At 60.4% G+C, this 26,127-nt stretch carries 17 protein-coding genes and 1 pseudogene; 8 read left to right on the top strand and 10 right to left on the bottom strand.

The genetic code is table 11. The features are described from left to right. Positions 1-88: 88 nt before the first annotated feature. Both EA797_RS15235 and EA797_RS15230 read right to left on the bottom strand, forming a co-directional pair. Positions 89-361 (bottom strand): HU family DNA-binding protein, encoded by a 273-nt coding sequence (locus tag EA797_RS15235; protein ID WP_122166685.1) that lies wholly within the window; start codon positions 359-361, stop codon positions 89-91. Between the two features lie 379 nt (positions 362-740). Then, on the bottom strand, positions 741-1,172 hold the full coding sequence (locus EA797_RS15230) for a DUF2141 domain-containing protein (RefSeq protein ID WP_122166683.1): 432 nt from the start codon (positions 1,170-1,172) through the stop codon (positions 741-743). Positions 1,173-1,432: 260 nt separating this feature from the next. Between EA797_RS15230 and EA797_RS15225 the strand changes: the two genes are divergently transcribed. The 8 genes from EA797_RS15225 to EA797_RS15190 all read left to right on the top strand — a co-directional run bounded on the left by EA797_RS15225 (position 1,433) and on the right by EA797_RS15190 (position 15,765). Beyond that, positions 1,433-1,909 (top strand): GreA/GreB family elongation factor, encoded by a 477-nt coding sequence (locus EA797_RS15225; RefSeq protein ID WP_122166681.1) that lies wholly within the window; start codon positions 1,433-1,435, stop codon positions 1,907-1,909. Positions 1,910-2,206: 297 nt separating this feature from the next. Further along, positions 2,207-3,379: an isochorismate synthase gene (locus tag EA797_RS15220; protein ID WP_208644459.1), complete on the top strand. Its 1,173-nt coding sequence runs from the start codon at positions 2,207-2,209 to the stop codon at positions 3,377-3,379. Continuing rightward, positions 3,376-5,001 carry a (2,3-dihydroxybenzoyl)adenylate synthase gene (locus EA797_RS15215; RefSeq protein WP_122166679.1) on the top strand — a complete coding sequence of 542 codons (1,626 nt, stop codon included), beginning with the start codon at positions 3,376-3,378 and terminating at the stop codon, positions 4,999-5,001. Before EA797_RS15220 ends, EA797_RS15215 begins: the two co-directional genes overlap by 4 nt. 11 nt (positions 5,002-5,012) lie before the next feature. Beyond that, a complete protein-coding gene (locus EA797_RS15210) occupies positions 5,013-5,885 on the top strand; it encodes an isochorismatase family protein (RefSeq protein WP_122166677.1) in 873 nt (290 codons plus the stop codon). Next, positions 5,882-8,977 carry a non-ribosomal peptide synthetase gene (locus EA797_RS15205; RefSeq protein ID WP_122166675.1) on the top strand — a complete coding sequence of 1,032 codons (3,096 nt, stop codon included), beginning with the start codon at positions 5,882-5,884 and terminating at the stop codon, positions 8,975-8,977. The genes EA797_RS15210 and EA797_RS15205 overlap by 4 nt, the downstream gene beginning before the upstream one ends. 11 nt (positions 8,978-8,988) lie before the next feature. Beyond that, positions 8,989-9,747, top strand: a complete 759-nt coding sequence (gene dhbA, locus EA797_RS15200; protein WP_122166673.1) for a 2,3-dihydro-2,3-dihydroxybenzoate dehydrogenase — start codon at positions 8,989-8,991, stop codon at positions 9,745-9,747. Between the two features lie 10 nt (positions 9,748-9,757). Beyond that, a complete protein-coding gene (locus EA797_RS15195; protein WP_122166671.1) occupies positions 9,758-14,320 on the top strand; it encodes a non-ribosomal peptide synthetase in 4,563 nt (1,520 codons plus the stop codon). Next, positions 14,317-15,765 carry an amino acid adenylation domain-containing protein gene (locus EA797_RS15190; RefSeq protein ID WP_122166669.1) on the top strand — a complete coding sequence of 483 codons (1,449 nt, stop codon included), beginning with the start codon at positions 14,317-14,319 and terminating at the stop codon, positions 15,763-15,765. Before EA797_RS15195 ends, EA797_RS15190 begins: the two co-directional genes overlap by 4 nt. 46 nt (positions 15,766-15,811) lie before the next feature. Here the strand turns inward: EA797_RS15190 and EA797_RS15185 are convergent, their stop codons facing one another. The 8 genes and pseudogenes from EA797_RS15185 to EA797_RS15150 form a co-directional block, all read right to left on the bottom strand. Beyond that, positions 15,812-16,756, bottom strand: a complete 945-nt coding sequence (locus EA797_RS15185) for an ABC transporter substrate-binding protein (protein WP_122166667.1) — start codon at positions 16,754-16,756, stop codon at positions 15,812-15,814. After that, the gene (locus tag EA797_RS15180) at positions 16,753-17,604 is read right to left on the bottom strand and encodes an ABC transporter ATP-binding protein (RefSeq protein WP_122166665.1); all 852 of its coding nucleotides are present in this window, start codon (positions 17,602-17,604) and stop codon (positions 16,753-16,755) included. The genes EA797_RS15185 and EA797_RS15180 overlap by 4 nt, the downstream gene beginning before the upstream one ends. Then, a complete protein-coding gene (locus EA797_RS15175; protein ID WP_122166663.1) occupies positions 17,604-18,647 on the bottom strand; it encodes a FecCD family ABC transporter permease in 1,044 nt (347 codons plus the stop codon). The genes EA797_RS15180 and EA797_RS15175 overlap by 1 nt, the downstream gene beginning before the upstream one ends. Positions 18,648-18,649: 2 nt before the next feature. After that, positions 18,650-19,687, bottom strand: a complete 1,038-nt coding sequence (locus EA797_RS15170; protein ID WP_122166661.1) for a FecCD family ABC transporter permease — start codon at positions 19,685-19,687, stop codon at positions 18,650-18,652. Between the two features lie 53 nt (positions 19,688-19,740). Continuing rightward, positions 19,741-21,744 (bottom strand): TonB-dependent receptor plug domain-containing protein, encoded by a 2,004-nt coding sequence (locus tag EA797_RS15165; protein ID WP_122166659.1) that lies wholly within the window; start codon positions 21,742-21,744, stop codon positions 19,741-19,743. A 57-nt stretch (positions 21,745-21,801) separates the two neighbouring features. Beyond that, on the bottom strand, positions 21,802-23,016 hold the full coding sequence (locus EA797_RS15160) for an MFS transporter (RefSeq protein WP_167468823.1): 1,215 nt from the start codon (positions 23,014-23,016) through the stop codon (positions 21,802-21,804). A 254-nt stretch (positions 23,017-23,270) separates the two neighbouring features. Further along, positions 23,271-24,359 (bottom strand): endonuclease/exonuclease/phosphatase family protein, encoded by a 1,089-nt coding sequence (locus tag EA797_RS15155; protein WP_122166657.1) that lies wholly within the window; start codon positions 24,357-24,359, stop codon positions 23,271-23,273. A 209-nt stretch (positions 24,360-24,568) separates the two neighbouring features. Continuing rightward, positions 24,569-25,594, bottom strand: a pseudogene (locus EA797_RS15150) (glycoside hydrolase family 5 protein); the annotation flags it as partial. Between the last annotated feature and the right edge of the window lie 533 nt (positions 25,595-26,127).

Below are 26,127 nucleotides of genomic sequence, written 5' to 3'. Positions count from 1 at the left end.
CGGCCGAAGACAGGAGCAGGGGGCTAGTGCTAAGCAGGCGCTGCGTCCATGATGGACGTCAGCGGCCCGGTGTTCGGATGCAGGTGACTTAGTTCACCGCGTCCTTCAACGATTTGCCTGGCTTGAAGCCCGGCAGCTTGGCAGCGGAGATCTTGATCGTGGCGCCGGTCTGCGGGTTGCGACCATCGCGAGCAGCGCGCTCCTTGACGGCAAATGTGCCGAAGCCGACCAGCGTTACGCTGTCGCCGCTTTGCAGGGTATTGGTCACGCTTTCGGTGAAGGCATCCAACACGCGGGTTGCGGTGCTCTTCGGGACATCGGCAGAGGCGGCGATCGCTTCAATCAACTCGGCTTTATTCACGGGTGTGGCTCCAGATTGGGATGGGTGGTCAGTATAAGCAGCGTCTTGCTCTGTCGCCTGCGGCAAATTTCCTCTTTTCAAAAAAATATCTCGCGCGGGGCGACTATTCGCTCGTTTTTGGCTGATGCAGACGCATTTGTCTGGACAGCGGTGTTCCGGCTTCGGTTCATTGAAGCCGCGCCTGCGGCCGGCCGGCGGTGCAGCCGATCATCAGAAACCGTCGGAACGTCGCACTGCTCGACCTTATATTCCAGGCCGCGGCCAATATTTGTGTGTCGGCGGCTGAGAACGGCGCCGCCAAGCGAGGCCTGTGGCCGAAGCGTGGGACATCGCCCCCAACTTAAGCCAAAAGTGCGGGGGCGTGGGCGAATGTTCGACTTTAGTAGCGTATTTCTATGTCTAGGTCGCTCGGCTTATCGCCTGGGACTTCGAACTCACTGTCCTTGAACGACGGGGGCCCCATGACCTTAGGGTTGTTGGACAAGCCATATCCCTCGATCGGTATCATGCCAAAGCGCAAATCCAGCTCACCATTGGCATTTTCGTCGTGGTAAGCCATGACCGCGTACTGGCCAGCCGGAACCTCGTCGAACACCACCGTAACGGTTCCGGCACTGGCCTGCACCTCCTGTGCTGCAAACGCCTGGTCGGCCTTGCGAAAGGTCTTGGGGTCGGAGAACAGGGCAACGCGAAGAGTGCCACGGTCGTGTTCAACTCCGTTCAGCCTTACGGTCATCGATTGCCCATCGGCAAAGGCGGATCCACTTGCCGCGATGGCTGCAGCCAGCACCAGACTTGCGCGTAATGTCATCAGTCACTCCCCGATAAACGAAACAGGTAAATAGGGTAAACGGCGCGATCGGCACCAGTCGTAGGTTTGCTCGTGGGTATTGCTGGCGATAGTGCCGGGCTTTGCTCTGAGCGGCCAGCGTGCGCATTCTACTAATGGTTCTTGCTCGTGCGTAGCCAGCCAAATTGCCTGAGACGCGTGACAATCCGTACCGCCAACAGACTGGCCGGGCTGCATCGATGCGATGCTAGAAGGCCAGCCCTAAATCATTTCGAGCCCTCATGAATAAAAGCCAGCTCCAGACGGCGATCATTGACAAGCTGCAAGCCGATCTCGCCATTGCAAAGGACGCCCTGCAGGCGTCTCACGAGGCGGCCACCCATGCCGAGAGCAAGGCGGAAAACAAGTACGACACCCGTGGCCTCGAAGCTGCATACCTGGCCGATGGCCAACGACGGCGGGTGCATGAAATCGAGACCGCTCTGTCCGGTTACCGCAATCTGCCGATCAGGCCCCACTTGAACGAGGCTATTACGCTCGGCGCTCTGATCGAACTGGAAGTCGATGGTTCATGCCGATGGGTGTTCCTTGGTCCGGACGCAGCAGGATTGCGCGTCACTGTGAACGATATCGAAGTGCTGCTCATCTCGTCTCGATCACCTTTAGGGCAAGCACTGCTGGGCTTGCACGAAGGCGACGAGGTAGAGATCACTGTGGAAAGCCGAGTGCAGCGGTTCCAGATTTTGACTGTGCAGTAAATAAAGTTATATTTATCAGTTAGATAACCTGCCTACTTAAAGCTTTATCTCCATAAAGGCGGAGCGTGTCGTTGTCAGCAGCGCCGCTTCGAATTCAATCTCGAAAATAAATTATATAAATATCGTAACTATCTGATTTTACGCAAGTTATTGCCGTAAACGGCCTGCTTGACTAATAGCCTGCCCGGCAAGGGCCGCCTAGCGGGCAACGCAGAAACAATTTGACGCATCCAGTCGAGCTAACTATCTTTCCGCAGCAAATGATAAGCAATCTCATTGGCATTTGCGGAGGTGGTGGTGAACGCATTGACTCGCGTCGCCTATGACGGGCCAGGGGAAGGATACAAATACCCCCCGTCATATCGATTCTATTCACCGGTGGGCGGCATCGAAGCCAGCGGTTGTTTCAAGGCAATAACCACACCAGCTGAAGGCGCCGGGCCAAGGCTGGAAAGCGATGTGCAGCGAGCATTTGCCGACGCCCAAGCAGCCGGGTTGGCCAATCCGGTGCTGGTTGGCGTAATCCCCTTCGATAAGCGCCAGCCTTCTAGCTTGTTCATCCCACGCCATGTGAGTCATCTTTCCCCTACGTCCCCACCCACCGCCATCTGCGGTTTTCCGTGCGGTAGCGCTCGTAAATGCATCGAGCACCCAAATCAGGCGGGCTTCCAGCAGGCGGTCAATCGTGCTCTTGGCGCCCTGCGTAATGGCCGGCTGGACAAGGCAGTTCTTTCCCGGCTGTTGCAGTTGGAATTCGATGTACCTCCGTGTCCGGCAACCATTTTCCAAGGGCTGCGCCAACAGAATCCCGAGGCCTATCACTTCTACGCGGACTTGCCCGAAGGCGGCGTCCTGATCGGCGCCAGCCCCGAGCTGCTGTTGCGCAAAATTGGGCAGCGTCTGGAAACCAACCCGCTGGCTGGCTCAGCTCGACGTCATGCCGATCCGTTGGCAGACGATGACGCGGCGCAGCGCCTGCTGGATTCGGCAAAGGATCAGCACGAACACCGGCTGGTGATCCGCGACATGGAGCGGCAGCTGCGCCCGCTGTGCCACGAGTTGCATATACCGGAGACACCCTCGTTGATGGCTACGGCCAAGTTGTGGCACCTGTCTACCCGGATCGAGGGCGAGTTGGCAGAGCCGATCTCAGCCCTGAATCTGGCCTGTCAGCTGCACCCGACCCCAGCGCTCTGTGGGTTTCCGACGGCAGCCGCCCGGCAGCTGATCGCCGAGCTGGAGCCGTTCGATCGCGGCGTGTTCGGCGGGATTGTCGGCTGGTGCGACGCCGCCGGAAACGGTGAATGGGCCGTCGTCATTCGCTGTGGGGTGATCGACCAACACAAGGTTCGGTTGTTTGCAGGAGCCGGTCTGGTATCGGCGTCCTGCCCTGAATCGGAATGGCGAGAGACCGGTACCAAGCTGCGCACCATGCTCGCGGCGTTCGGCCTGGATCGGGAGGTCGCATGAGCCTGGTTCCTTTCGCGCGCTGGCCTGAGGCATTTGCCGAGCGCTATCGGCGTGCTGGCCATTGGCGCGGTGAACCGCTGAGCCAGATGCTGGCGGACCGGGTCAGCGCTCAGGCGGATGCCATCGCCATTGTCTGTGGCGGACGGGAGATCAGCTACGCCGAGCTGGATACAGCTTCGACACACTTCGCTCGACGGTTGGCAAACCGTGGCGTGGGGCAGGGTGATCGGGCTCTGGTGCAGCTGGGCAATCAGGCCGAGCTCTACATCGTCTTTTTCGCATTGATTAAGGCCGGCATCGCGCCGGTCAATGCACTGTTCAGCCATAACCGCCTGGAGCTTATGGCTTATGCCTCACAGATCCGTCCGCGATTACTGGTCGCAAGCCGTGCTCATTCGCTGTTTGCTGATGATGAATTTGCTGAAGAGCTGTCCGAACTCATCCCGGAACTCGATACGGCCGTGCTGCATGACGACCCGCAGCCTGAGTTGCGGTTGCAGCGCTGGTTGGAGCCGGTTACGGCTGAGCGGTCATTCAGCCCGACGCCAGCAGGCGAGGTGGCCTTCTTTCAGCTATCGGGAGGTAGCACCGGTACGCCCAAGCTGATTCCTCGAACCCATGATGATTACCTATACAGCGTGCGCCGTAGCGTCGAGATCTGTGAGTTCGATCACCACACCCGTTACCTCTGCGCCTTGCCCGCGGCGCACAACTTTCCGCTGAGTTCGCCCGGTGCATTGGGTGTGTTTCTCGTCGGAGGCAGGGTTGTGCTCAGCAGTGATCCCGGTCCGGCCAGCTGTTTCCCGCTGATTGCGCAGCATCGGGTCAATGTCACTGCACTGGTGCCTTCGGCGCTGTCGTTGTGGCTGCAGGCTGCACCCACGCATCGTACCGAGATCGCTTCGCTGGAGTTGGTGCAGGTAGGTGGAGCGAAGTTGCCGGAATCCCAGGCCAGGTGCGTTCCGCAAATGCTCGGGTGCCGTTTGCAGCAGGTTTTCGGCATGGCCGAGGGGCTGGTCAATTACACCCGCCTGGATGACAGCGATGAGCGGGTCTACCTGACTCAGGGGCGACCAATGAGCCCGGATGACGAGGTCAAGGTCGTTGATCGAGCCGGCAAACCGGTTCCAGCTGGAGAAGTCGGCGCGCTGATGACGCGTGGGCCCTACACGATCCGTGGCTACTTCCAGAGTCCTGAGCACAACGCCAATGCATTTGATGCCGAGGGCTTCTACCGCTCCGGTGATCTGGTCCGGTTGCGTGAAGACGGCTATCTGGTGGTCGTGGGCCGCATCAAGGACCAGATCAACCGAGGTGGTGAAAAGATTGCTGCCGAAGAAGTTGAAAACCTGCTGATGGCGCACCCGGCAGTGGCACAGGCTGCCTTGGTTTCAATCCCGGACGATGCCATGGGAGAGAAGAGCTGCGCTTACATCGTCAGCTTCGACGCCCACCTCAAGAGCACCGCACTGCGCAAATTCCTGCGCGGGCTTGGTCTGGCGGACTACAAGCTGCCGGACCGCTTCGTACACATAGACGCGCTCCCGATGACAGCCGTGGGCAAGGTGGACAAGAACTACCTGCGCCGCCGTGCCGCTGAACAATTGACAGTGACCGAATAAGGATCCGTTTCATGGCTATTCCCACCCTCACGTCTTACCCGTTACCTCGCGAATGGCGCGAAAACAAGGTTCAGTGGACGCTGGATCCCGGGCGCGCTGTGCTGCTGATTCACGACATGCAGGCGTACTTCTGCGATTTCTGGGGCGCAGCGAGCCCATTCGTTGCCGAGCTTGTCTCGCGTCTGGCGCAGGTTCGCCAACGCTGCAAGGACCTTGGGATTCCCGTCATCTACACCGCACAGCCGGGGCAGCAGAGCGATGTCGATCGTGCATTGCTTTCCGACATGTGGGGGCCAGGCATCACTCAGCATCCCGATCGGCAGGCCATCACTGCCGGACTCGAGCCGGCGGACGACGACACCGTACTGGTGAAATGGCGCTATAGCGCATTCCAGCGTTCGCCCCTGGAACACATGATGGCCGAGCTTGGGCGTGATCAGCTGATCATCGGCGGTATCTATGGGCACATTGGCTGCCTCATGACCGCATGCGACGCCTTCATGCGTGACATCCAGCCCTTCATGCTCGCCGATGGCATCGCCGACTTCAGTCAGGCCGAACACCAGATGGCGCTCGACTACGTCGCAACTCGGTGCGGGCGGGTCCTGACCTGCAGGGAAGTACTTGGTCTAGGTGACACCGTGCGGTCGCTGCCAACGCGCGACGACCTCAAGTCTCGATTGCTGAGCATGCTGGACGAGATGGATGAACCCTTCGATCCGGACGAGAACCTGCTCGATTACGGGCTTGATTCGATTCAGATGATGACCTTGCTGAGCGAGTGGCGGGAACAGGGCCTCGAGCTCAACTTCACCGACCTGGCCAAGACGCCGACCTTGAATGGCTGGTGGGCACTCATCAGCGACCGGGGAGGCGTCCAATGAGGCCGCTTGGCATTGCCCAGCAGGGACTCTGGTACGGTTACCTGCTCAATGAAGACCGCGCCATGTTCAACACCGCCGAGTGCATCGCTTTCGCTGGCAAGGTCCAGGCATCGGCGCTGATTGCCGCTGTGCAACGGTCAGTCAGCGAGTGCGAAGTGCTGTCCGGCCTGTACGTGGCGGACGGAGACTCGGTCTGCTTCAAGCCTTGCGAATTGCCGTTGGATGTACATCAACTGCAGATACCCGCTGGCGCCGATGCCGAAAGCTGGGTTCGTGAATGGGCCATGCGCGACATCCGTCTGCCGATGGATCTTGAGCGAGAAATGGCATGTCGTTTCGTCTTGCTGCAGGGCGAGAAGAGCGACTTTCTGTATAGCTGCGTCCACCACATCGCGCTGGACGGTTATGGCACCAATCTGCTGTATCAACGGATAGCCTCGTTATACGGGGCGGCGCTGCTTGGTGAAGAGGCGCCGCCCGCAGACTTCGGTCGTTATGAGGATGTATTGCAGGAAGACGCCGAGCGGCAAGCTCAGGGACAGACTGCTGCTGCCCGAGGTTATTGGCTCGAAGCCCTGTCCAGCATGCCGGAGCCGGTCAGTTTCAGTGACCGCAGCGCGCCGATTTCGGCCACCTTCATTCGCCACGGCGCAGCGTTCCCGACACCCCTCTGGCATGCCGTGCAGCACACCGCCGAGGCCCACGGGATCGGCTGGCCCGATTTGCTGCTGGCCGGGATCTCGGCACAGTTGCGCCAGGTCAGCGGGTCCCGCGCGCAGGTGCTAGGTCTGATGATGATGAACCGCATCGGCTCCGCCTCGTTCAACGTGCCCTGTATGCAGATGAACATCGCGCCCTTATGCCTGGACCTGCCGGATGACGCGGACCTGATTGCCTGTGCCAGGACCATCGGCAAGCTGCGTCGCAGCAGCCGCAAACATCAGCATTACCGCTATGAGTCGCTGCGCCGTGACCTCGGTCGTGTCGGCGGCGAGCAGCGACTGTTCGGCCCGCTGATCAACATCATGCCGTTCGACCGCCCGATGATGTATGGCGATTGCCCGGCGCGGATGATGAACCTCAGTGCCGGCCCGGTGGAGGATCTGACCCTTGAAGTGCAGATCGGCCCCGACGGCCTGCCAATACTGGACTATGACGCCAATCCGTCCTGCTACAGCCCCGAACAGGTGCGCAGCCTGCAGGAGGAGCTCTTCGATCTGCTCGAATGCTGGCTGGCCGAGCCCGACCAGCCGCGCGATGTGCTGCTCGCCGAACTCTTCGCAGTCCGGCGCGCCTGGCAAGTCATAAAGGCCCCGGACAGCAACATTCCTCGGCAGTGGGAAAACGTGCTGGATGGGATACGCCAGCAGGCCCATGCCCAGCCGGGGCGTGTCGCGCTGGTCCAGCACGAGCAGGTAATGACCTATGGCGACCTGCAAGCGCGTGCTGAAATGGTGGCTGCGGCGCTGGTCGAACAGGGCGTTCAGCCCGGCCAGCGGATCGGTGTGATGCTGAGCCGTTCGCCGCAAGCGATCCTTGCCCAGCTCGGTGTACTACTGGCCGGGGCCGTTTATGTCCCGCTCGACGCCGAGCAGCCGGCGGATCGGCAGCGGCTGATCTGCGAGGCGGCAGAGCTGTCTCTGGTCATCACCGAGGCGGCTTACAGGCACCGATTAGCCGAGGTGCATGCAGGCCCGATCCAGCTGATCGGTCTGCTGACCTCGGCCAATCGGACTTTCAGCCCACGTCAGGGCGATGCTGGCTGCTATCTGATGTTCACGTCCGGCTCTACAGGCACTCCCAAGGGCGTCGAGGTGAGCCATCGGGCTTTGGCGCATTTCACGCGGGCGGCCAGGGTGCGTTATGGCATCGGTTCGACCGATCGTGTGCTGCAGTTTGCGCCGTTCAACTTCGATGCCAGCCTTGAAGAAGTCTTCGTCAGCCTTTCAGCCGGCGCGACGCTGGTGTTGCGTACCGATGCCATGCTGCAGTCGATGGCCTCGTTTGTCGAAGGGTTGGAGCAGTTGGCGATCACTGTTGTCGATTTGCCCACGGCGTTCTGGAACGAGTGGGTCGTTGCGTTGCGCAGCGGCCAGGTACAGGTTCCAGCATCGTTGAAAACAGTGATCATCGGTGGTGAGGCGGCATATCCCGAGCAACTGAAGGCCTGGCAGCGCGTGGCGCTCGATCGCGTTCGCCTGATCAATACCTATGGCCCGACGGAGGCCACCGTGGTCGCCACCACTTGCGACCTGCATGGCCTGGATTCATCACGTGAACAGCTACCGATCGGTCGGCCGCTGGCGGGTGTGGAGGCACTGGTCCTCGAACGCGGCGATCGTCCCGCTCAGGAAGGCGAGCTGGTCCTGTTCGGTGCACAGCTGGCCAACGGTTACCTGAACAGTGATTCAAAAGCATTCGCCCAGCTGCGTATTGGCGATGAGATTGAGCGGGTTTACCGGAGCGGTGACCGCGTGCGGCTGGTGGAGGGCCAGCTGGTTTATCTGGGCCGGCTGGACAACGAGTTCAAGATCAGCGGCTATCGCATCCAGCCAGGGGAGGTGGAGTCCAGGCTGCTTTCGCTGTCGGGCATCGAGGAAGCCTGCGTGCTGGGTCTTGAACTGCAGCCAGGCGTCCGTCGCCTGGTGGCTTTCTTCTCTGGGCCGCGGAACGATGCGCGCGCCATCAGGCGTGAGCTGGGCGAATTATTGCCGACGGCGATGGTGCCCACCGATTACCGACACTTCTCTGCATTGCCACGTACCGGCAGCAACAAGCTCGACCGCAAGAAGCTGCGACAGGGCTACCTGCTGGGCTCAACCGAGACTGTGCTCAATGATGAGACGCAGCGCCGTGTCAGCGCGATCTGGCAACAGATCCTTGGGGTCGGCGCCATTCAGCCTGCGGACAACTTCTTCGAGCTGGGTGGCCAGTCATTGCAGACCATCCAGATCGTTAACCGCCTGGGTGCTGAGTTCGGCACTGCAGTGAAGGTTTCCGATGTGTTTGATCACCCGCAACTCGCGGATTTCTGCAGCTTTCTCGATAGCCGCGTGCGGCAGCGAGAAGAGCAGGTGGAAATGGTTTGGTAAGGGGCGCGGTTATGAGCGATCAGATGAATTTCAACGGGCAGGGCGTTTGGGTCACGGGCGCTGGGCAAGGAATCGGCCGCGCCGTGGCTGAAGGTTTTGCGCGACTGGGCGCGCAGGTCATCGGTTTTGATCGTGCTTTTGGCGAAAAGGAATATGGCTTCACGCCTTATGTACTCGACGTAGGTGATGCCGCAGCCGTGAAGCGGACATGCAACGCGCTGCTAGGGGCGGGAAAGCCTGTTGATGCGTTCGTCAGTGTGGCGGGAATTCTGCGGCTGGGTGCGGTTGATGAGCTGAGCTTGGCCGACTGGGATGACTCGATGCGCGTCAACGTGTCCGGTCCCTTCTATCTGCTGCGTGAATTGATTCCGCATTTCAAGACAAGAGGAAGCGGAAACGTAGTGGCTGTAAGCAGCAACGCGACCCACGTCCCGCGGATGCAGATGGCTGCTTACAGCGCATCCAAGGCCGCGCTCACAAGCCTGATCCGTACCGCGGGCCTGGAGCTGGCCGAGCATGGCGTGCGCTGCAACCTGGTCTCGCCGGGCTCCACCGATACCGCCATGCAGCGGGGCATGTGGCACAGCGAAGATGCCCTTGAGCGGACGATTGCCGGCTTTGCGGAGCAGTACAAACTCGGCATCCCCTTGCGCAAGATCGCCACGCCTGACGAGGTCGCCCGCACGGTGCTGTTTCTCGCATCGGACCTGGCGAGCCACATCACCCTGCAGGACATCGTCGTCGACGGCGGCGCCACGCTAGCGGCCTGAGAGGTAGCAGATGCACAACAACATTATCGGCCTGCTGAAGCATCTGGCTCAGCAGGGGGTGCGGCTTGCGCTCAACGATCAACACCAGTTGGTCTCCCAGTCCAGCAAGGATGCCGTCACTCCCGCCCTTGGCCAGCAGATCCGCGACAACCGCGAAGCGATCATCGGATGCCTTCGCGCACAGCGCGCGTTCGAGGCGCCCATCGCACCGCAACATCGCAACGCAGGCCCATTGTCCTCATCGCAAAGTGGGCTCTGGTTCATCGAGCAGTACGAGCGGGGCTCGCACCTGTACAACATGCCGGTGTTCTTCCGCCTCACAGGCGAGCTCGACATTGAAGCGCTGGAATTTGCCTTCGATGCGCTGGTGGCTCGACATGCCAGCTTGCGCACCCGTTTCCAGCGAAGCGCAGAGGGGCGAGGCGAGCAAGAGATCCTGCCGCACCGAGGCTTCCATCTTGTGCGGGAGGACCTTAGCTGCCTCGAGCCGCAGGCCCGAGAGGCAAGGGTCGCGCAGCGCGTACACGAAGAAATTCTGCGGCCGTTCGATATCACCGGTGGGCGGCTCACGCGAGTCAACCTGCTTGAGCTAGGTGAGCGCGAGTACATATTGATGATCAACCAGCACCACATCATCTCCGATGGCTGGTCGGTGAAAAACATGTTCGCTGATGTGCAGACCGCCTATCTTGCCTATCAGAACCGCCAACCGCTGAGCTGGGACGAGCCGCGCCTGAACTACATCGACTATGCGATCTGGTTCAATTCGTCCCTGTTCCGGGACTATCACGAGCAGTTCAAACCCTTCTGGATAGAGCGCCTTTCCGGCATTCCCGAGGTGCACAGCCTGCCGCTGGACAAGCCTCGTCCAGCTCAAACGGCGAGTGATGGTGAAGTGGTTTTCTCAACCATCGACAACGTTCTGTGGGAGCGTTTCAAGGGGCTTTGCCAGCAGCACAACACTTCGCCATTCATAGGTCTGCATGCGCTGTTCGCGCTGTTGCTGGCACGCCATTCCAGTGAGCGCGACATCGTGATCGGCACGCCGCTGGCCTATCGTGAGCGCGCAGAGATCGAGCCGCTGGTGGGCTTTTTCGTCAATACGCTGGTGTTGCGCACGCAGCTGCCCGAACAGCAACGCTTCGTCGACTACCTTCGCCAGTGTCGCGCTGACGACCTGCAGGCTTTCGACCATCAGCTGTACCGCTTCGAGGCGCTGAGCGAGGCGCTGGGGATGGATCGCCACACGGCCATCAACCCGATCTTCCAGATCATGCTGGTGTATCAGGCGCGGGTGGACTTCAACGACCTTATCCCGGGGTGCGATGCGGTTGAAGAAACCTCGCCAGTATTGCCTGCCAAGACAGATATCTCGGTCAAGGTCACCGAGCTGATGGACTCGGTGCGGGTCGATTGGCTGTGCGCCACCGCCTTGTTCGAGCGCAGCAGCGTCGAGGGTTACTCAAATCGTCTGCTTCATCTGCTGCAAGCGGTTCTGGATGAGCCGGAACAGGATATCTGGCAGCTGCCGATGCATGATCCGTCGCTGCTTGCCCATACTGCCGAGAAGCTCGCCAAGTTGCCCGCCGTATACCCGCTGGGCGTGACGGCGCTTTCCCTGTTCGACGAGATCGCCCTGGGATATGCGAACCGACCCGCGTTGCGCCAGGGGGGCGGCTGGATCAGCTATGCCGAGCTTGACGCCCGCGCCAACCGCCTGGCGAACTGGCTGTTGGCACAGGGCTGTACGACTGGCGACCTAATCGGTGTGCTTGCCCGGCGGGAAAACGCATTCGTCGTTGCGTTGCTGGCGTGTTGGAAGGTCGGCGCCGCCTACGTGCCGCTGGATCCGGATTACCCGCAGCAGCGCTTGGCGCACATCATGCGCGACGCCGATCTGCAGTTGATCATCGGGCAAGGCCCTGCACCTTTTGCCCTGGAAGCAGATCAGCGATGGGTGGCTCTGGATTGCAGCGAGATACAGGCGCAGCTGGATGCCCTGTCACCCAGTGCGCCTGTGATGCGGCATGATCCGCAACGCCTCGCTCAGGTCATCTACACCTCCGGCTCGACGGGCACCCCGAAGGGCGTCATGGTCGAACACGGGGCATTGGTCAATCTCCTGCGAGATCACGGCCGCCGACTGAGGGTGGAGCCTGGCGACCGGATGCTCGACTGCATGTCATTGTCCTTCGATGCCGGCAACATGTGCGCTCTGGTGCCGTTGGTCCATGGCGCAAGCCTGTTATGGGCCGACCCGGGCGAAGGCCTGCTGGACGAGATCGAGCGGACTGAAACCACCCACATGATCTTCGCCACGGCGCTGCTCGCGACACTGCCGGAGAGGCGTTTGCCCGCCATGAAAGCGGTGGGTTTTGGCGGTGAAGCCTGTCCACCAGCGATCCCGCAGCGTTGGGCGGCGCAGTTCCGCCTGATCGATATGTACGGCCCTACGGAAGCCACCGTTACGGCACTTACCAAGACGCTCACACCGGGCGTTCGGCCCACTATCGGCGAGCCGATTGATGGCATGCAGGCCGTGGTGCTGGACGGGCATGGCGCACTTTGTCCGGTGGGAGTGCCTGGGGAATTGTGCCTGGCCGGGCTGGGCCTGGCGCGAGGTTATCTGAACCAGCCGGAGCGCACCGCCGAGGTCTTTCGTGAGCATTGCATCGCTGGCGTGACGGTTCGCCTGTATCACACTGGCGATCGCGCACGGCTGCTTGCCAATGGTGACTATCAGTACTTGGGACGGCTGGATGCCCAGATCAAACTGCGCGGCTACCGCATTGAACCCGGCGAGATTGAAGCCCAATTACATGCCAGCAGCCCGAGCCTGCGAGAAATCAAAGTCATCGTTGCCAGCCAGGGCGCCCGTCAGGCACTGGTCGCCTATGCGACTGCAAGTGCAGACGAACCGGCGCCCGATCCAGAAGAGGTGCTGCAGGCCGTATCGAGTCGCTTGCCCGAGTACATGGTGCCGCATCGGCTGATTCTGCTCGACAGGATGCCGCTGACAGCCAACGGCAAGCTCGATCACGGGCGACTCCCTGCGGTCGAGTTAGCCCCAGCCGATGCGCTCGTCGAGGCGGTGAGTGAGCTGGAACGAGAGGTCCTGGCTATATGGCAGAAGGTTCTAGACCAGCCATTGGGCGTGGAAAGCGACTTTTTCCGGTTGGGTGGGGATTCGATCCTGAGCATCCAGCTGGCAACCCGACTTCGCGACGCCGGTTATGCCTGCAGTGTGAAGGAAGTGTTCGAGGCCAAAACGGTACGCCGGTTATGCCGCCTGCTCGAAACGCCACGAGAGGCTGAGCCGATCCGCGCCGAGCAGGGATTGTTGACCGGCGACTTTCCCTTGCAGCCGATCCAGCAATGGTTCTACGAGCAGCCGTTCGCCGACCCTCAGCACTGGAACCAGGGTGTGGTGCTGCGGCTGCCGCGAGAGGTGAACACACTGCAGTTGATGGATTACTTGCGCCAGCTCCTGGCGCAGCACGACGCGTTGCGGCTGACCGTGAATCCTTCCGGCCAGTGCTATCAACCGCATCTGCCGCTCTCCGAACCGGCGCAGCTGGATGCCGCTGTTCTCGGGCCGCTGGGCTTGCAGCAGGCGCTGACGGAGCTGCAGTCGCACATGGACCCCGGAAGCTCGCGGACCCTGGCCTGGGCTGTAATCGAAGATCTTCCGAGCGGCGGGCGTGGGCTGTTCATCGCGTTTCATCATCTGGTCATCGATGCCGTGTCCTGGCGCATTCTGATCGAAGATCTGCAGCGTCTGACCCGCGGCGAAGCCCTGCCCGCTAAGAGCAGCAGCTATCGACAGTGGGGCGAGGGGCTTGACGCCTACGTGCAGCGCGCTGAAGCGCAGTTGCCGTACTGGCAGGAGCAAATCGGCACGATGGATACGGTATTCCCTCAGGATTGGCGCTCTCTTGAAAGAGTCCAGAACCAGCTGTTGCAGCTGGACGAGGCGACCACGCAGCGGCTGACGCACGGCCTTACACAGCAATTTCAGTGCGAGGTGCGCGAGATATTGCTGGCAGCGCTTACCCGGTCGCTTGCTGAGCTGGGCCTCGGCGAGCAGCATTGGATCATGCTCGAGGGACACGGTCGCGAGCCCATCGATACGGCGCTGGATGTGAGCCGTACCGTTGGCTGGTTCACCAGCATGTTTCCATTGAAGGTCTGCAATCAGGTCGATTGGCCAGCGCTGGTAAGGCACGCAGCCGAGCAGTTGCGGCAGGTCCCGGACAAGGGTGTAGGTTACCTCCCGCTACGCAGTAAGCCCGCCAATCGCGCAGCCTTGCCACTGCCTGGCGTGGCCTTGAACTACCTGGGCGTATATGCAGGCGGGGCGGGAGATTGGCAGCCACTCCCGCTGGCCCCAGGCAACCCGAGTGGCGAGGGCAATCTGTCCGCGGAGCTGATCAGCCTACACGGCGGCGTCTTCGACGGCTTACTGACCCTGCGCCAGATCGGAAGCCTGCGTGCTGACCTGGGCGCGCGTCTGCTGGCCTTCTTGCAAGCGAATCTGGAGGACCTGGCTGCGCTGGGTGAGGATCTGCAATGAGCTTGCTCAACCAGCATTTCACCAATGTGTTTGCCCGCCATGCCACGCGACCGGCGCTGGGCTGCCTGGGCGCCAGCTTTAGCTATGTTGAGCTGCAGGCACGGGTTGCGGCCATCGTGTTGCAGTTGCGTGCAAAGGGCCTGGCCGCGGGTGATCGGGTCGGGCTGCATCTCAGCCGAGGGCCGGATTACATCGCAGCGCTGCTGGCCTGTTTGCACGAGGGTTTGTGTTTCGTCCCGCTCGAGCCGGACTTTCCACTGGAGCGGCTGCAAGGCATAGCCGATGACGCGCAGCTGCACTGGGTGCTTCAAGACGAACAGGCACAGCGGTGGCTTTCACCTTCCTTGAGGCTGAAGCCCGGTCTCGCGGTCATGCCGGAGCACCAAAATCTGGATGATCAGCTGCCGGCTTACATGATGTTCACCTCCGGCTCCACCGGCAAACCCAAGGGTGTGGTCATCGATCGCGCCGCGTTGAGCAATTTTCTCAGCGCGGCGACCCGACGTATCGGGTCTGGGCCGGACACCCGGTGGCTGTTCACCACTACGCCGGCTTTCGATATTTCGCTGCTGGAAATGCTCGGACCGCTCTGGGTGGGCGGCTATGTCGAGGTGGTCTGCGCGCCAGCAAACAAGGACCCGGTGGCGTTGCTTGAATTGCTCGACAGCCGACCAGACCTGAACACACTGCAGGCAACGCCAGCGTTCTGGCGAATGCTGCTCAAGGCCGGATGGCAAGGCCGCGACGGGATGGTTGCGCTGTGCGGCGGCGAGGCACTTGACCCCACGCTGGCTACCCGGCTGGCTGCGTCGGTGGGGCAGCTATGGAATTGCTACGGGCCGACCGAGGCAACCGTCTGGTCGATGATGGCGCGAGTCGAAGTGCCGCTGACCGATCAGGGCGTGCTACTGAGTCAGTCACTCGACGGCTATTGTCACTGGGTGCTGGATGAGAACAGTCAGAACGTCGGGCCGGGAAGCGAGGGCGAGTTATGCATTGAAGGCGCTTCGCTCGCCCAGGGGTACTGGCAGCGGGACGGTCTGACCGCGCGAGCCTTCATCAGTTGGCAGGGGCGGCGTCTTTACCGCACCGGTGACCGGGTGCTGCGTATCGCTGATGACGAGTTTCGCTATCTCGGGCGGCGTGACGATCAGGTCAAACTGAGGGGCTTCAGGATCGAGCTTGGAGAGATCGAGGCGACCCTGAGACACATCCAAGGCGTCCAGGATGCGGCGGTACGGTTGGTCGGCGAAGGGGATGACGCCTGCCTTGTCGGCTACGTGGAAACTTGCGGCAAAGTGGCGCCGGGCCGGCTTCAGATCCGCCGAGCGCTGCAGCTGAGCTTGCCGCACTACATGATTCCGCACCGGATCCTCATGATCGACGCATTGCCGAAAACACCAAGCGGCAAGATCGATCGCAAGCGGCTGCCCGAACCGGTTTGAGTGGGCGTGCGATCCCGCGCTAAGGCAGTCGGGATCGCTCTTGTGGTCAGTCTTTGGCGACAGGCTCGGCTTCAGCCTTGCCAACGATGGACTCGATGTCTTCGATGATCTGCAGTGCAGCCATAGGGCCACCGAGTGACGTCCACAGCGATCCATCGACAGCGGCAAAGCGTTTGGCCTGGATGGCGGACAGCTGGCGGAAAGCGGCGGTTTCTTCGGCCTGCTGCAGCGCCTCGACCGCTTCCCCGCTGGTGGCCAGCGTGCCGATCACCAGCCAGTCGCCATCGAGCAGCTCCAGCGATTCGAGGCTGAGCGCCATCGAATGGGTATGTCCCGGGTCCTGCTGATGCGCTGGGCGAACCAGGCCGACGTCTTCGACGACTGTGCTCGAAAAAGCATCCTTGAACATGTACGAAGGCCCTTTGGGGTTCCAGCGGACGATGCTGAACGTCTCGCCCTGGTGATCCTTCAGCCGTTCGCGTGCCTGCGCTGCCCGAACTTTGTAGCGGTCCAGGAAGGCGCGGGCTTCGGTGTCCCTGTTCAGCACATGGGCCGTTCTCAGCATGCTCTCCTGCCAGGGTCTCGCCCAATTGAAGGTCGTAACGGTGGGCGCGATTTCGTTGAGGATGGCGAGCTGTTCGGGCTTTACCGGACCGGTGAGAATCAGGTCCGGTTCGAGCTCCAGCAGAACTTCCAGGTTGGGATTATCGAGATCGCCAACGACCTTGATGCCTGCAGGCAACTTGCCTTCGAGATAACGCGGCGGTGCAGCCTGTCCGCGACCGTTGATGGTGCCGATTGGTGTGACGCCGAGGGTCAAGGCAGTGTCGAGGTCGATTTCGCTGAGGGTGATCACGCGTTCTGGCGAAGCTGGAATGGTCACGCTGTTGCCGAACGCGTCTTCGACCTCACGGGTCTGCGCCTGAACATTGAGTGTCAACAGTCCCCCGAGCAGTACGGCGGTCAGGGTTTTGGGAAGTCTCAATTTCATAGGCTTTCATCCTGTGGTACGAGTTCGTGGTGGGCATTTGCCTTGGGCGCCGTACATGCGGGTGGCTTTAGCGGACGTCGCCGCGGGACGATGACCGGTGCACCGTCACCCGGTGCCGGCAGGATGTCCACTTCCGTCTGGTAGAGGCGGTCCACCAGCTCTTTGGTGATCACCTGACGCGCCGGCCCCATCGCCTGAATACGGCCATCGGCGAGCGCGATCAGCTCGTCGCAATAGCGAGCGGCTATACCCAGATCGTGGATGACGATCAGCACCGTGCGGCCTTCAGCGGCGATCCGGTGTACCGCCTCCATGACTTCGGCCTGATGACCGATATCCAGCGCACTGGTGGGCTCGTCAAGCAGGATCAGATCGGTGTTCTGCGCCAGGATCATGCCCAGCCAGGCTCGTTGCGCCTGCCCGCCCGAGAGCGACGAGGCCTGCTGCTGCCAAATCGCATCGAGCTGCATTGCCGTTCTGGCACGTGCAACCTGCACGGCGTCTTCATCGCTCCATTGGTTGAACCAGCCCTGGTGCGGATGGCGGCCGTATTGCACGAGCTGTTCAACGCGAATGCCTTCAGCCATGACCGGTCTTTGAGGCAGAAAAGCCAGCTGCCTGGCGAGGCGTTTCAAGGTGAATCTTGTCAGTGGCTCGCCCTTTATCTCGACATCGCCACGCTGCAGGGGCAGTTGTCGCGCCAGGAGCTTCAACAGCGTGGACTTGCCACTGCCGTTCGGACCGACGATACCGATCAGACGGCCCTTGGGCAGCGAAAATGACAGGTCTTCAAGAACGACCTTGTCCTGATAGGCGAAGTGCAGATTCCGCACCTGGAGAACGGTCATCAGTCAGCTCCTCGTCTGTCCTTGATGAGCAGGCCCAGCAGCAGAATGCCACCGAGCAGGCGAGTCATGATTCCGGTTGGAATTTCTTCCGGTTGCGCCAGCACGCGCACCAGCGTGTCGCTTCCCAGCATCAGCACCGCGCCGCACATAGCGGCCAACCAGATCGGCGCAAGGTTGTCCCGTGCGAGCCAGCTGGCCAGAATCGGCGCAGCCATGGCGATGAAGATCACCGGGCCGGCGATGGCAGTGCCCAGCGATGCCACCAGAATGGCCAGGGCCAGCACGGAAAGCTGTATCAGGGGCACCCGGATACCCAGGTTCTGCGCGGTGGAATCGCCAAAGCGAAGAAGCGCCAACGGGCGGTTGACCAGCGTCATCAGCGGGCAAAGCACCAGCAGCACCAAAGCAATGGGTTGAACGGTTTGGTAGCTGACTCCGGCGAAGTGGCCCATCGACCACAGGTATATGCTGCCCAGATGAACCAGCGGCTGGGTTGACATGGCGAAGTCACCGACCGCGCCGAGCAATTCAGACAATGCGATACCGATGACAATGAACAGATAGCCCTGCTCGCCAGGGCGGCGGCAGAGCGTGAATAGCGCTGCAGCAGCGAACAATGCACCTAGCGGCGACGCCCACCAGGGCCAGCTGCCCAATGTCAGGTACATGGCGAAGCCGACCACGGCGAGCGAAGCTCCTTCGTTTACGCCGATCATGTCGGGAGTCGCCAGTCGGTTTCGCACCAGGGTCTGGATCAGACAGCCCGCCATGCCCATGGCCAGCCCTGCGACTACCGCGGCAGCGATACGTGGCATGCGAATCTTGAACACCATGATTTCGTGCAGCTTGCTGCCGTTGCCAGCCAGAGTAGCCATGACATCGCGCACACCCATGTTGCCTGAGCCGAGGCTTATGGCGACGACCGCGAACCCCGCCAGCAGTGCCGTCAGCAGTCCGAACATCAGCCAGTTACGTCTATGCAGCAATACGCTGAAGGCGCCTAGCCGGATCGTCCAGATCCCGCTTGGGGTGATAGCGGTCATGTCTACCTCACCGTCAACAGTGAACGAAAACCACCGCGCAATACGATGGTGATCAGGGCGGGCGCGCCAATCGCTGCGAGCAGCGTGCCGACCGGCAACTCGTACGGCTGCAGCAGCCACCGCGCAAGGACGTCGGCAGCAAGCAGAAACAGCATTCCGAACAACGTGGAGAACACCAGTTGCCGAAGAAGCCCGACAGGCTCTACCAACCGCGCGCAGTAAGCGGCCAGAAAGCCGACGAAACCTATCGGGCCAGCGATTGAAATGGCGCAGGCCGTGAGCAGCGTCGAGGCAACCAGCACGCCGACGCGTACCCAAGTGGTGTGTATGCCGAGGGCTCTGGCCTGGCTGTCGCCCATCTGCATCAGTGTCAGCTGCCGGCAGAGCAGGGCGGCCAGTACGATGCCCAGTAATGCGACCGGAAGTATGGTTCCCAATGCATCAAGGCTGGATGCGGACAGGGACCCAAGGTTCCAGTAACGGAACTGGTCAAGCGCGACGCGCGTGCGCAGCAACAGGAAATTCGCGAGCCCGCCGAAGATCGCCGCAAGCGCAACGCCGGCGAGAATCAGTTTGAGCGGCCTGGCCTGGCCGAGCATCAGACCTACTCCGAGCACAACCAGGTTGCCTAACAAGGCGCCTGCACCGGACCAGAGCAGGTAGCCGCGGGTCGATTCAACGTTGTAGAAGATCAGCCCGATCACCAAGCCCAACACCGCACCCGCGTTGACCCCTAACAGCCCGGGCTCGGCCAGTGGGTTGCGGGTTGCACTCTGAAGCAGAGATGCGGCGACCGCCAGGCTCGCTCCAACGACCAGCGCAGCCAACGTACGTGGCAGACGCAACGTCTCGACCACCATGGCGAGCTTGTCGTCGGCCATCGCAGCGGGCTCGCCGGCGAGGTAATGAAACACCGCTGATGCCCCGTATACCCCAGCACCAGTGCTCATCGAAAGCACCAGCAAGGCCAGCAACAGCCCGCCGCCGCCAAGCAGTATTACCTGCTGCACGCCTTGGAAAGTGGAATCGGTCCGGATCATCGAGTGCAAATAGCTCCTGAAACCCGGCAGCCTGGCTGCCGGGCGTGGGCGTATCAAATGTCGTAGCTGAAGCCGACGAACAGGGTGCGGCCCATGAGGATGTGATCCACCGACTGCGCAACCTCGTCGCGTTTCTCGTTGGTGAGGTTGTTCATGCCTGCATTGAATGTCAGCTCATTGGTGGCATGGAACCTCGCGCCAATGCCCACCGTATGAAACGCATCGGAGCGCTCGCTGTTCGCCAACGCAGGCACGTAGACCATCTGACTGCCCGTGTATTGGTAGTCCAGATTCAGATCGAGCTGGGGCAGGGCACGCCAGTCAAAGCCGATATTGCCGACATGTTTGGGCGTGTAGTCCAGCTCATCGCCGGTCTCGCGATCTTCACTGTCGGAGTAGGTGTAATTGGCTCGAACCGATAGTCCTTCGTTCAGGTGGTAGCGGCCTTGCAGCTCGTAACCTTTGATACGTGCCTTGGAAAGGTTGTAGTAGCTGAGCTCGGAGCGCAGCGGAACGGGCCTTCCCAGGACAGGGTTGAACACCAGGCGGGTGGTTTCAGTGACGATCAGATCATCGATGTCGTTGTGGAAGAACATGACGCCGGCTTCCAGTCGTTCGTCCTGATACTGAGTGCCAAACTCGTAGCTGGTCGAGGTCTCTGGCTTGAGGTTTGGATTGCCATATACGGTGCACAACCCACGGCAGGCCAGTACGCCATAGCTCGCATCGGCCTGGGAGATACTCGGTGCCTTGAACGCTTTGCCTGCCCCCCCTTTGAGCACCCAGTTATCAGTCAGGTTATAGACGCCATAAGCCCTCGGGCTGAATTCGCTACCGAACGTTTCGTGATGGTCCCAGCGTCCGCCGAGCGTAACGTCGAGATCGCCAAGCGAAAACTCATCCTGTAGATAGATCGCTTTTTGATCGACCTCTGTATCGGCACCAAGATTCTGGTTATGCGTCAGTTCAGTACGGCGGAATTCGCTGCCGAGGGTGACGAGTTGATTGCCAAGTGAAGCGCTGACTTGGCCATCGACGGTGTGATTGGTCTGGTTAACGTCACCTTTGGCACCACGCATGTTCGTCATCAGCTGCGAGTCGTCCATGAGTTCGACGTCCTCGTAGTAGTAGCGCAGGCGGGTGTTGAATCCTTCCCAACGGCCATTGTGAGTCAGGCCCAAGGTCCAGCGATCCATTTCCTGGACGTTCGTTGTCAGCGGCTGCGGCGCACCTGCATTGTTCCAGCGTGCCTTGCGGTCATCCTCCCGGTAGCTCATGTCTAGATCTACGCTCTGGCGTTCGTCCAGAATCCAGCTGAGCGTACCCATCGCGCTTACGTTTTGGCGCTTTTCGGCCGCGTCGGTACCCGCGAGCCTTAATTGATCCGACTGCCATGCCGCCTGGTCGGTGGTGTCCAGAATCAGGTTGCCCAGCAGCTTATCTTCGACCAGTGCACCGCTCAGGTAGGCGCTTGTCTTGTGGCTGTCGCCTGAGTCGCCCTCGGTCGGGTGCTCATAGCTGTAAGCGACGCCGGCTTCGGTCTGGTTGGTTGGCTGCCTCAGGATCACGTTGATCACGCCGCCCATGGCATCGGCGCCATACAGCGAAGTCATGGGCCCGCGGATTACTTCGATACGTTCTACAGCCGCCATGGGAATGGCCGATAGATCAAAGTCGTTTGCGTAGTTGGACGTCAGCGCATCGCGGGAGTTGATGCGTCGCCCGTTGACGAGCAGTAGTGTGTAGTCCGAATCCAGCCCGCGGATCTTGATTTCCTGCCGCCCATAAGCAGACGACGGATTCAAATGCACGCCGGGCAGGTACTTCACCGCATCGGCCAGGTTATAGACCGGGCGCTTTTCAAGCTCTTCGCGTGTAACCACGGATACGCTCGCCGGCGCGCTGAGCTCGCTGTGTGCGGTCTGGGTCGCGGTGATGACCTGCTGCTCAAGTGCAACGGGGTCGTTCGCAAGTGCGGCGAATGGCAAGAGGCTGGCCAAGACGGTCAGAGAGAGGTGACGAGGGCGGCTGATGCCGCGATCAGTTGCAGTTTTCATTGCATGCTCCGTTGCTGGCTCAATTCGAAGTGGACTCATCACGTTTCTCCGGCGGGTTCATCCCGCCTGTTGTTCTGCCTTTGTCTGGCTCGCATCGCGTTGCCTGATGCCGTGGATCAGATAGAGCACGCCCAGTCCGGCCACCACGCCGGCCGCCGCATAGAAGGCTGCTAGATCTTCGAACCCGAGCAACTCATGACCCGGGCCATCGGTCAGGTAGCGTGCAGAAAACAAGCTGCCGAGACCTGCGGCGACATTCGATACCGTCCCCTGAAAAGCCATGAATGCTGCTCGTTGGTGGGCAGGGGGCACGCCAGCTGCAAGGGTCATGGTGCTGTTGCTGCGCACCGCGCTCAGTGCCATGAACAGCGTGAAGATGACGTAGAGCGAAATGCCAATGGGTGTGGCGAAACCCAGCAGCGTGACCAGCGCAAGGCCGCCGCTGCTGGCAAGCACAACCGTCATGGGGCTGCCGCGATCGATCAAGGCTCCGCCGATGCGCATCGCAACAAGACTCGCGACGCCGCCGGCCAGATAGAGAAACCCGAGTTGCTCACGTGGAAAATCAAGGTTGAATTGAAAATAGGTGGCGAAGTGAGGCACCAATAGAAAGTGCCCGAACATTTGCAATGACGTGATGCCCAGCGCAGCAATGCAAAGGCGCGATGCGAGTAACGACATGAGTGATGCTTTGGGCCGCTGCACTGCTACCGGCGCTGGAAGAAATAGCTGACATAGCAAGGCGAGTAGCAAGCCGGCGCCGCCAATCAGGAGAAAGGGGCTGGTCCAGTTCCAGCGCATGGAGCATTCAAGTGCCAGCGGAATGACCAGGATGGCCGCCAGAGAGAATCCCATGCCCACATAGGCGAGTTGCCGACCGCGCTCGGCCGGAGGAATAAGGTCGAGCATGGTAGCCATCAGAATTGCGCCCATCGGCCCGGCGACCAGCCCGGAGAGGATGAAGAGTGCAATCAGCTGATTCGACTCCGTGGCCAGTGCGCAGCCGAGCAACAAAGCGAAACGGATGGTGAGGAGGGTGACCAGTACGCGCTTGCGATCGAAGCGATCCAGCCAGGGCGCGCTGGCGACAGCACTCAATGCGGCAGCAAGGGTTGCACCGCCACTGATGTAGCCGACGTGACTCGCCACCATGCCAAGGTCACGCACCAGATCCGGGCCCAATGGCATCACCATCATCAGACTGCCCAGCGACAGCATGTTGATCAGCATCGCAAGATGTACGGCGATCCTGGTTGGTAGGGCGGCTTTCATGAGTTGCAGTGCGCTCAATTGACAGGCGGCAGCATGCTAAGCCAATCGTGATGAGACAGCAAATACAAATCGTTCGTATTAAGTGTTGCGCTCCGTCTGAGGCGAAATCTCGGTCTGTCAGGACCGGCCGCTCAGCGAGACCTAATCGCGTAATGGATGCCCTGAGGATTCAGGCAATCATCTGCCGGCTAGATGCCGAGCCGGCGGAAGTCGCCCGCATACACCAGGGCACCTTAGACCAGCTGGCCTGTTTCTCAGTGCTTTTCCGGCTCCGGAACGTCGGACACCCGAACGCCTTCCTTGCCGATTTTTTCAGCTGCTTCGCGTTCGTCATCCTCATCACCGGACAAGCTTTCTTGTTCGGGTGCGGGGTCGTATTGCAACTCGACCAGAACCGGAAAGTGGTCCGAGCCGAATTCAGGCAATCGCTGGATACTCACCAACTGAAAGTGATGACTGTGAAACAAATGGTCCAGTGGCCAGCGCAGGAACCAGTGCTGCGCATGAAAGCTGTTGACCATGCATCGACCGACGCGGGGGTCGAGTAGCCCACTTATCTTGCGGAACAGTCGGGTATTGGCGGACCACGCGACATCGTTGAGATCGCCCGTGACGATCACCGGTGTGTTCTCGTGGTCATCCTGGACACTCTTGGCCACCACCAGAAGCTCAACATCCCTCTCGGTTGACTCGTCATTCTCCGTAGGGCTCGGTGGGGCGGGATGTAGAAAATGCATGCGTATCGCCAGCTGGTCGTTCAAACGGACATTAGCGTGCATGGACGGGACGTCATCTTCGACGAGAAAACTGGTCTCGGCGTTCTCCAGTTCCAGACGCGACCAGACATGCATCCCATAAAGATTGTCCAGCGGACGGCGGATGGTGTGCGGATAGTCACTGGTCAGCTCCGAGAGCTGATCTTCCCACCACTGATCGGTTTCAAGCGTAACCAGTACGTCCGGCTTGTGTTGACGCACCAGCGCTTTGAGTTTGTCGGCCTGACGATTAGGCGTCAGTACGTTGGCCGCCATCACGCGAATCCGTGGCTTGTCAGCGTTCAGGTCGGCCGACTTGACTTCGCGGCGCCAGAGTCGGGTATACGGAATGATCCACCAGGCGTGATAGCTCAGGCAGATCATCGACACGACGGTCACCAGTATCTGCAGGGCATTGGAGTAAGAGAGAAGCAGCCCTTGGCCTAGCAAGAGTGCAGAAGCCAGTACACAAAGCTGCAAGCGGGGAAAGTCCAACCCTCGAACCCACCAGACCGGGTTCTTCCATAGCGGCAGAAAGGTCAGCACGACCAGCAGCCCGGTCGCGGCGAGAAGTATTCCTTCCTTCATTCCAATCCTCGGAGCTTATCGGCTGACGTCGTGTCGCCGTTCAGGAGCCTGTAGTCAGGCACTAGGAGTTCGTCCTGCCGCATCGATGGTTGGTTCCATCCAGCCTGCATTGGCCCTTCGAGAAGATGGGCGCCGCGACGACACTCAAGCTGGTATGCAGGCAAAAAAAAGGCCCGACGACGTCAGGCCTTGGGCTTTGCTTGTGTGGCTTACATAGGTGCGCCGATCGTCGCGCAGCTGTTAGGTGTGGCGGCGTGCTTGCGAAGTACCGGCAACTGCGGTTGCTCGGCACCGCCTGTCACGTCAAGGGAAAGGATGTACTTTCCCCACCACGGACCCGCAGCCCAATAGGTGAGAGGCACGCAGTTCTCGCGCAGGTAACCCAGCAGGTTGTCCATCGCGAGGATCGCATCGGGAGCGTAATTCGGAACGCCCATCTCGCCGATATAGCCACGCAGATTGTTAGCCCGCAGCCAGTCTACGAATGGCTTGGCTCGCTTGATGCCCAGATCGGGTGCAAATGTTTCGGTCTTGTCTGCATACATGCCCGACGTGTCGCGATCGAGGTACATATGGGCTTCGAAGATCAGGTTGTTAGCAGGGTCGCGCATCCACGGGTCGGCTATGAGCTGGGCATTGGACTGCGGCCAATGCCATGCGCTGGAGTATCGATCCCCCGCCACGTAGATCCAGTTTGTCTTGTCAACCTTGCGTATCTCCTTGGCAGCCACCAGCGCGGTATCGGCCCAAAGACCTTTGGTGCTCGGTTCGTTCATCAAGCCGTAACCGCTCAGGGCGGGGTGGTTGCCAACTTTCAATGCGATGCGCTTCCAGGTGTCGGCAAATGATTCGACCGGTACGCTCAGCGACCCTATCGGCTCTCGGTAATAGCGGTAGTAGTTGTGCATGTCCAGCACGACCTTGACGCCATGCTTATGAGCGAAATCCAGTGATTGGATGAGCAGGGCGAGCTGCGCGGCATCCAGATCAGCGTCCAGCTTCGGCTGCAGACGCTCCCAAAGAAACGGCAGGCGAACAAGCTTCAAGCCTTGCTCGGCGTATTTCTTGTAATACGACTCTGCGGGATAAATGTAGTTGGTGCCGTGCTTGCCTGGCAGTACGGAAGAGCCGAACGCTGCCCCTGACAAGTTCACACCTACCAAATGCACGGGTGCTGTAGCCGGCTGCGGATCCGAGACAGCTGTACTGGTGACCTGCGCATTGGCAACGCTTGGGAGAAAACCCAGAAGGGTGGAGAGCACGACGGCAGGCAAGAGGCCTTTGGGGCCGCGGACAGATGAATTGGTTGGCATTGAGCTCACCGTGATCTTGCACATCGGCCCGTTAGGTCGATGTAGCGACAAGGGGAGGTCGGTCAATAAGCGGTGCTGCTTGAGCATGTACATCCACGAACAGAACGGACCACTGGTTCGAAACCCCAGCTTGAGAGGCCAGCGCGTTTCGGTTGCGGATTTATAATTAGTTCTGTGAAGTAATCAAATCTTATCCGACGAAATAACGCCGCCAAATATACGTCGTTTAATAAATCGGTCATTTCCGTACGTGCCATGTACTTCAAAAGCAGCCATCGACAACGTTGGAAGTCTTATGAATAGGGGAGTGCGAATTGCGGGCGGTGTCAGATTTTTGGATAGGCTGTACGTCCGGCAAAAAACGCATAGATGCCAGTCCTGACGGACGGAGGATTGACAGAGAGCTCTCATGGCGGCGCCGTCGAGGCATCACTGCGCTCAGCTGGCATGGCTTC

It is taken from the genome of Stutzerimonas zhaodongensis (assembly GCF_003696365.1).
In the GTDB taxonomy this organism is placed as follows: Bacteria; Pseudomonadota; Gammaproteobacteria; order Pseudomonadales; family Pseudomonadaceae; genus Stutzerimonas; species Stutzerimonas zhaodongensis.
Note: the sequence above shows the minus strand (reverse complement) of the source record. Positions and strands in the feature narration are given on the sequence as shown.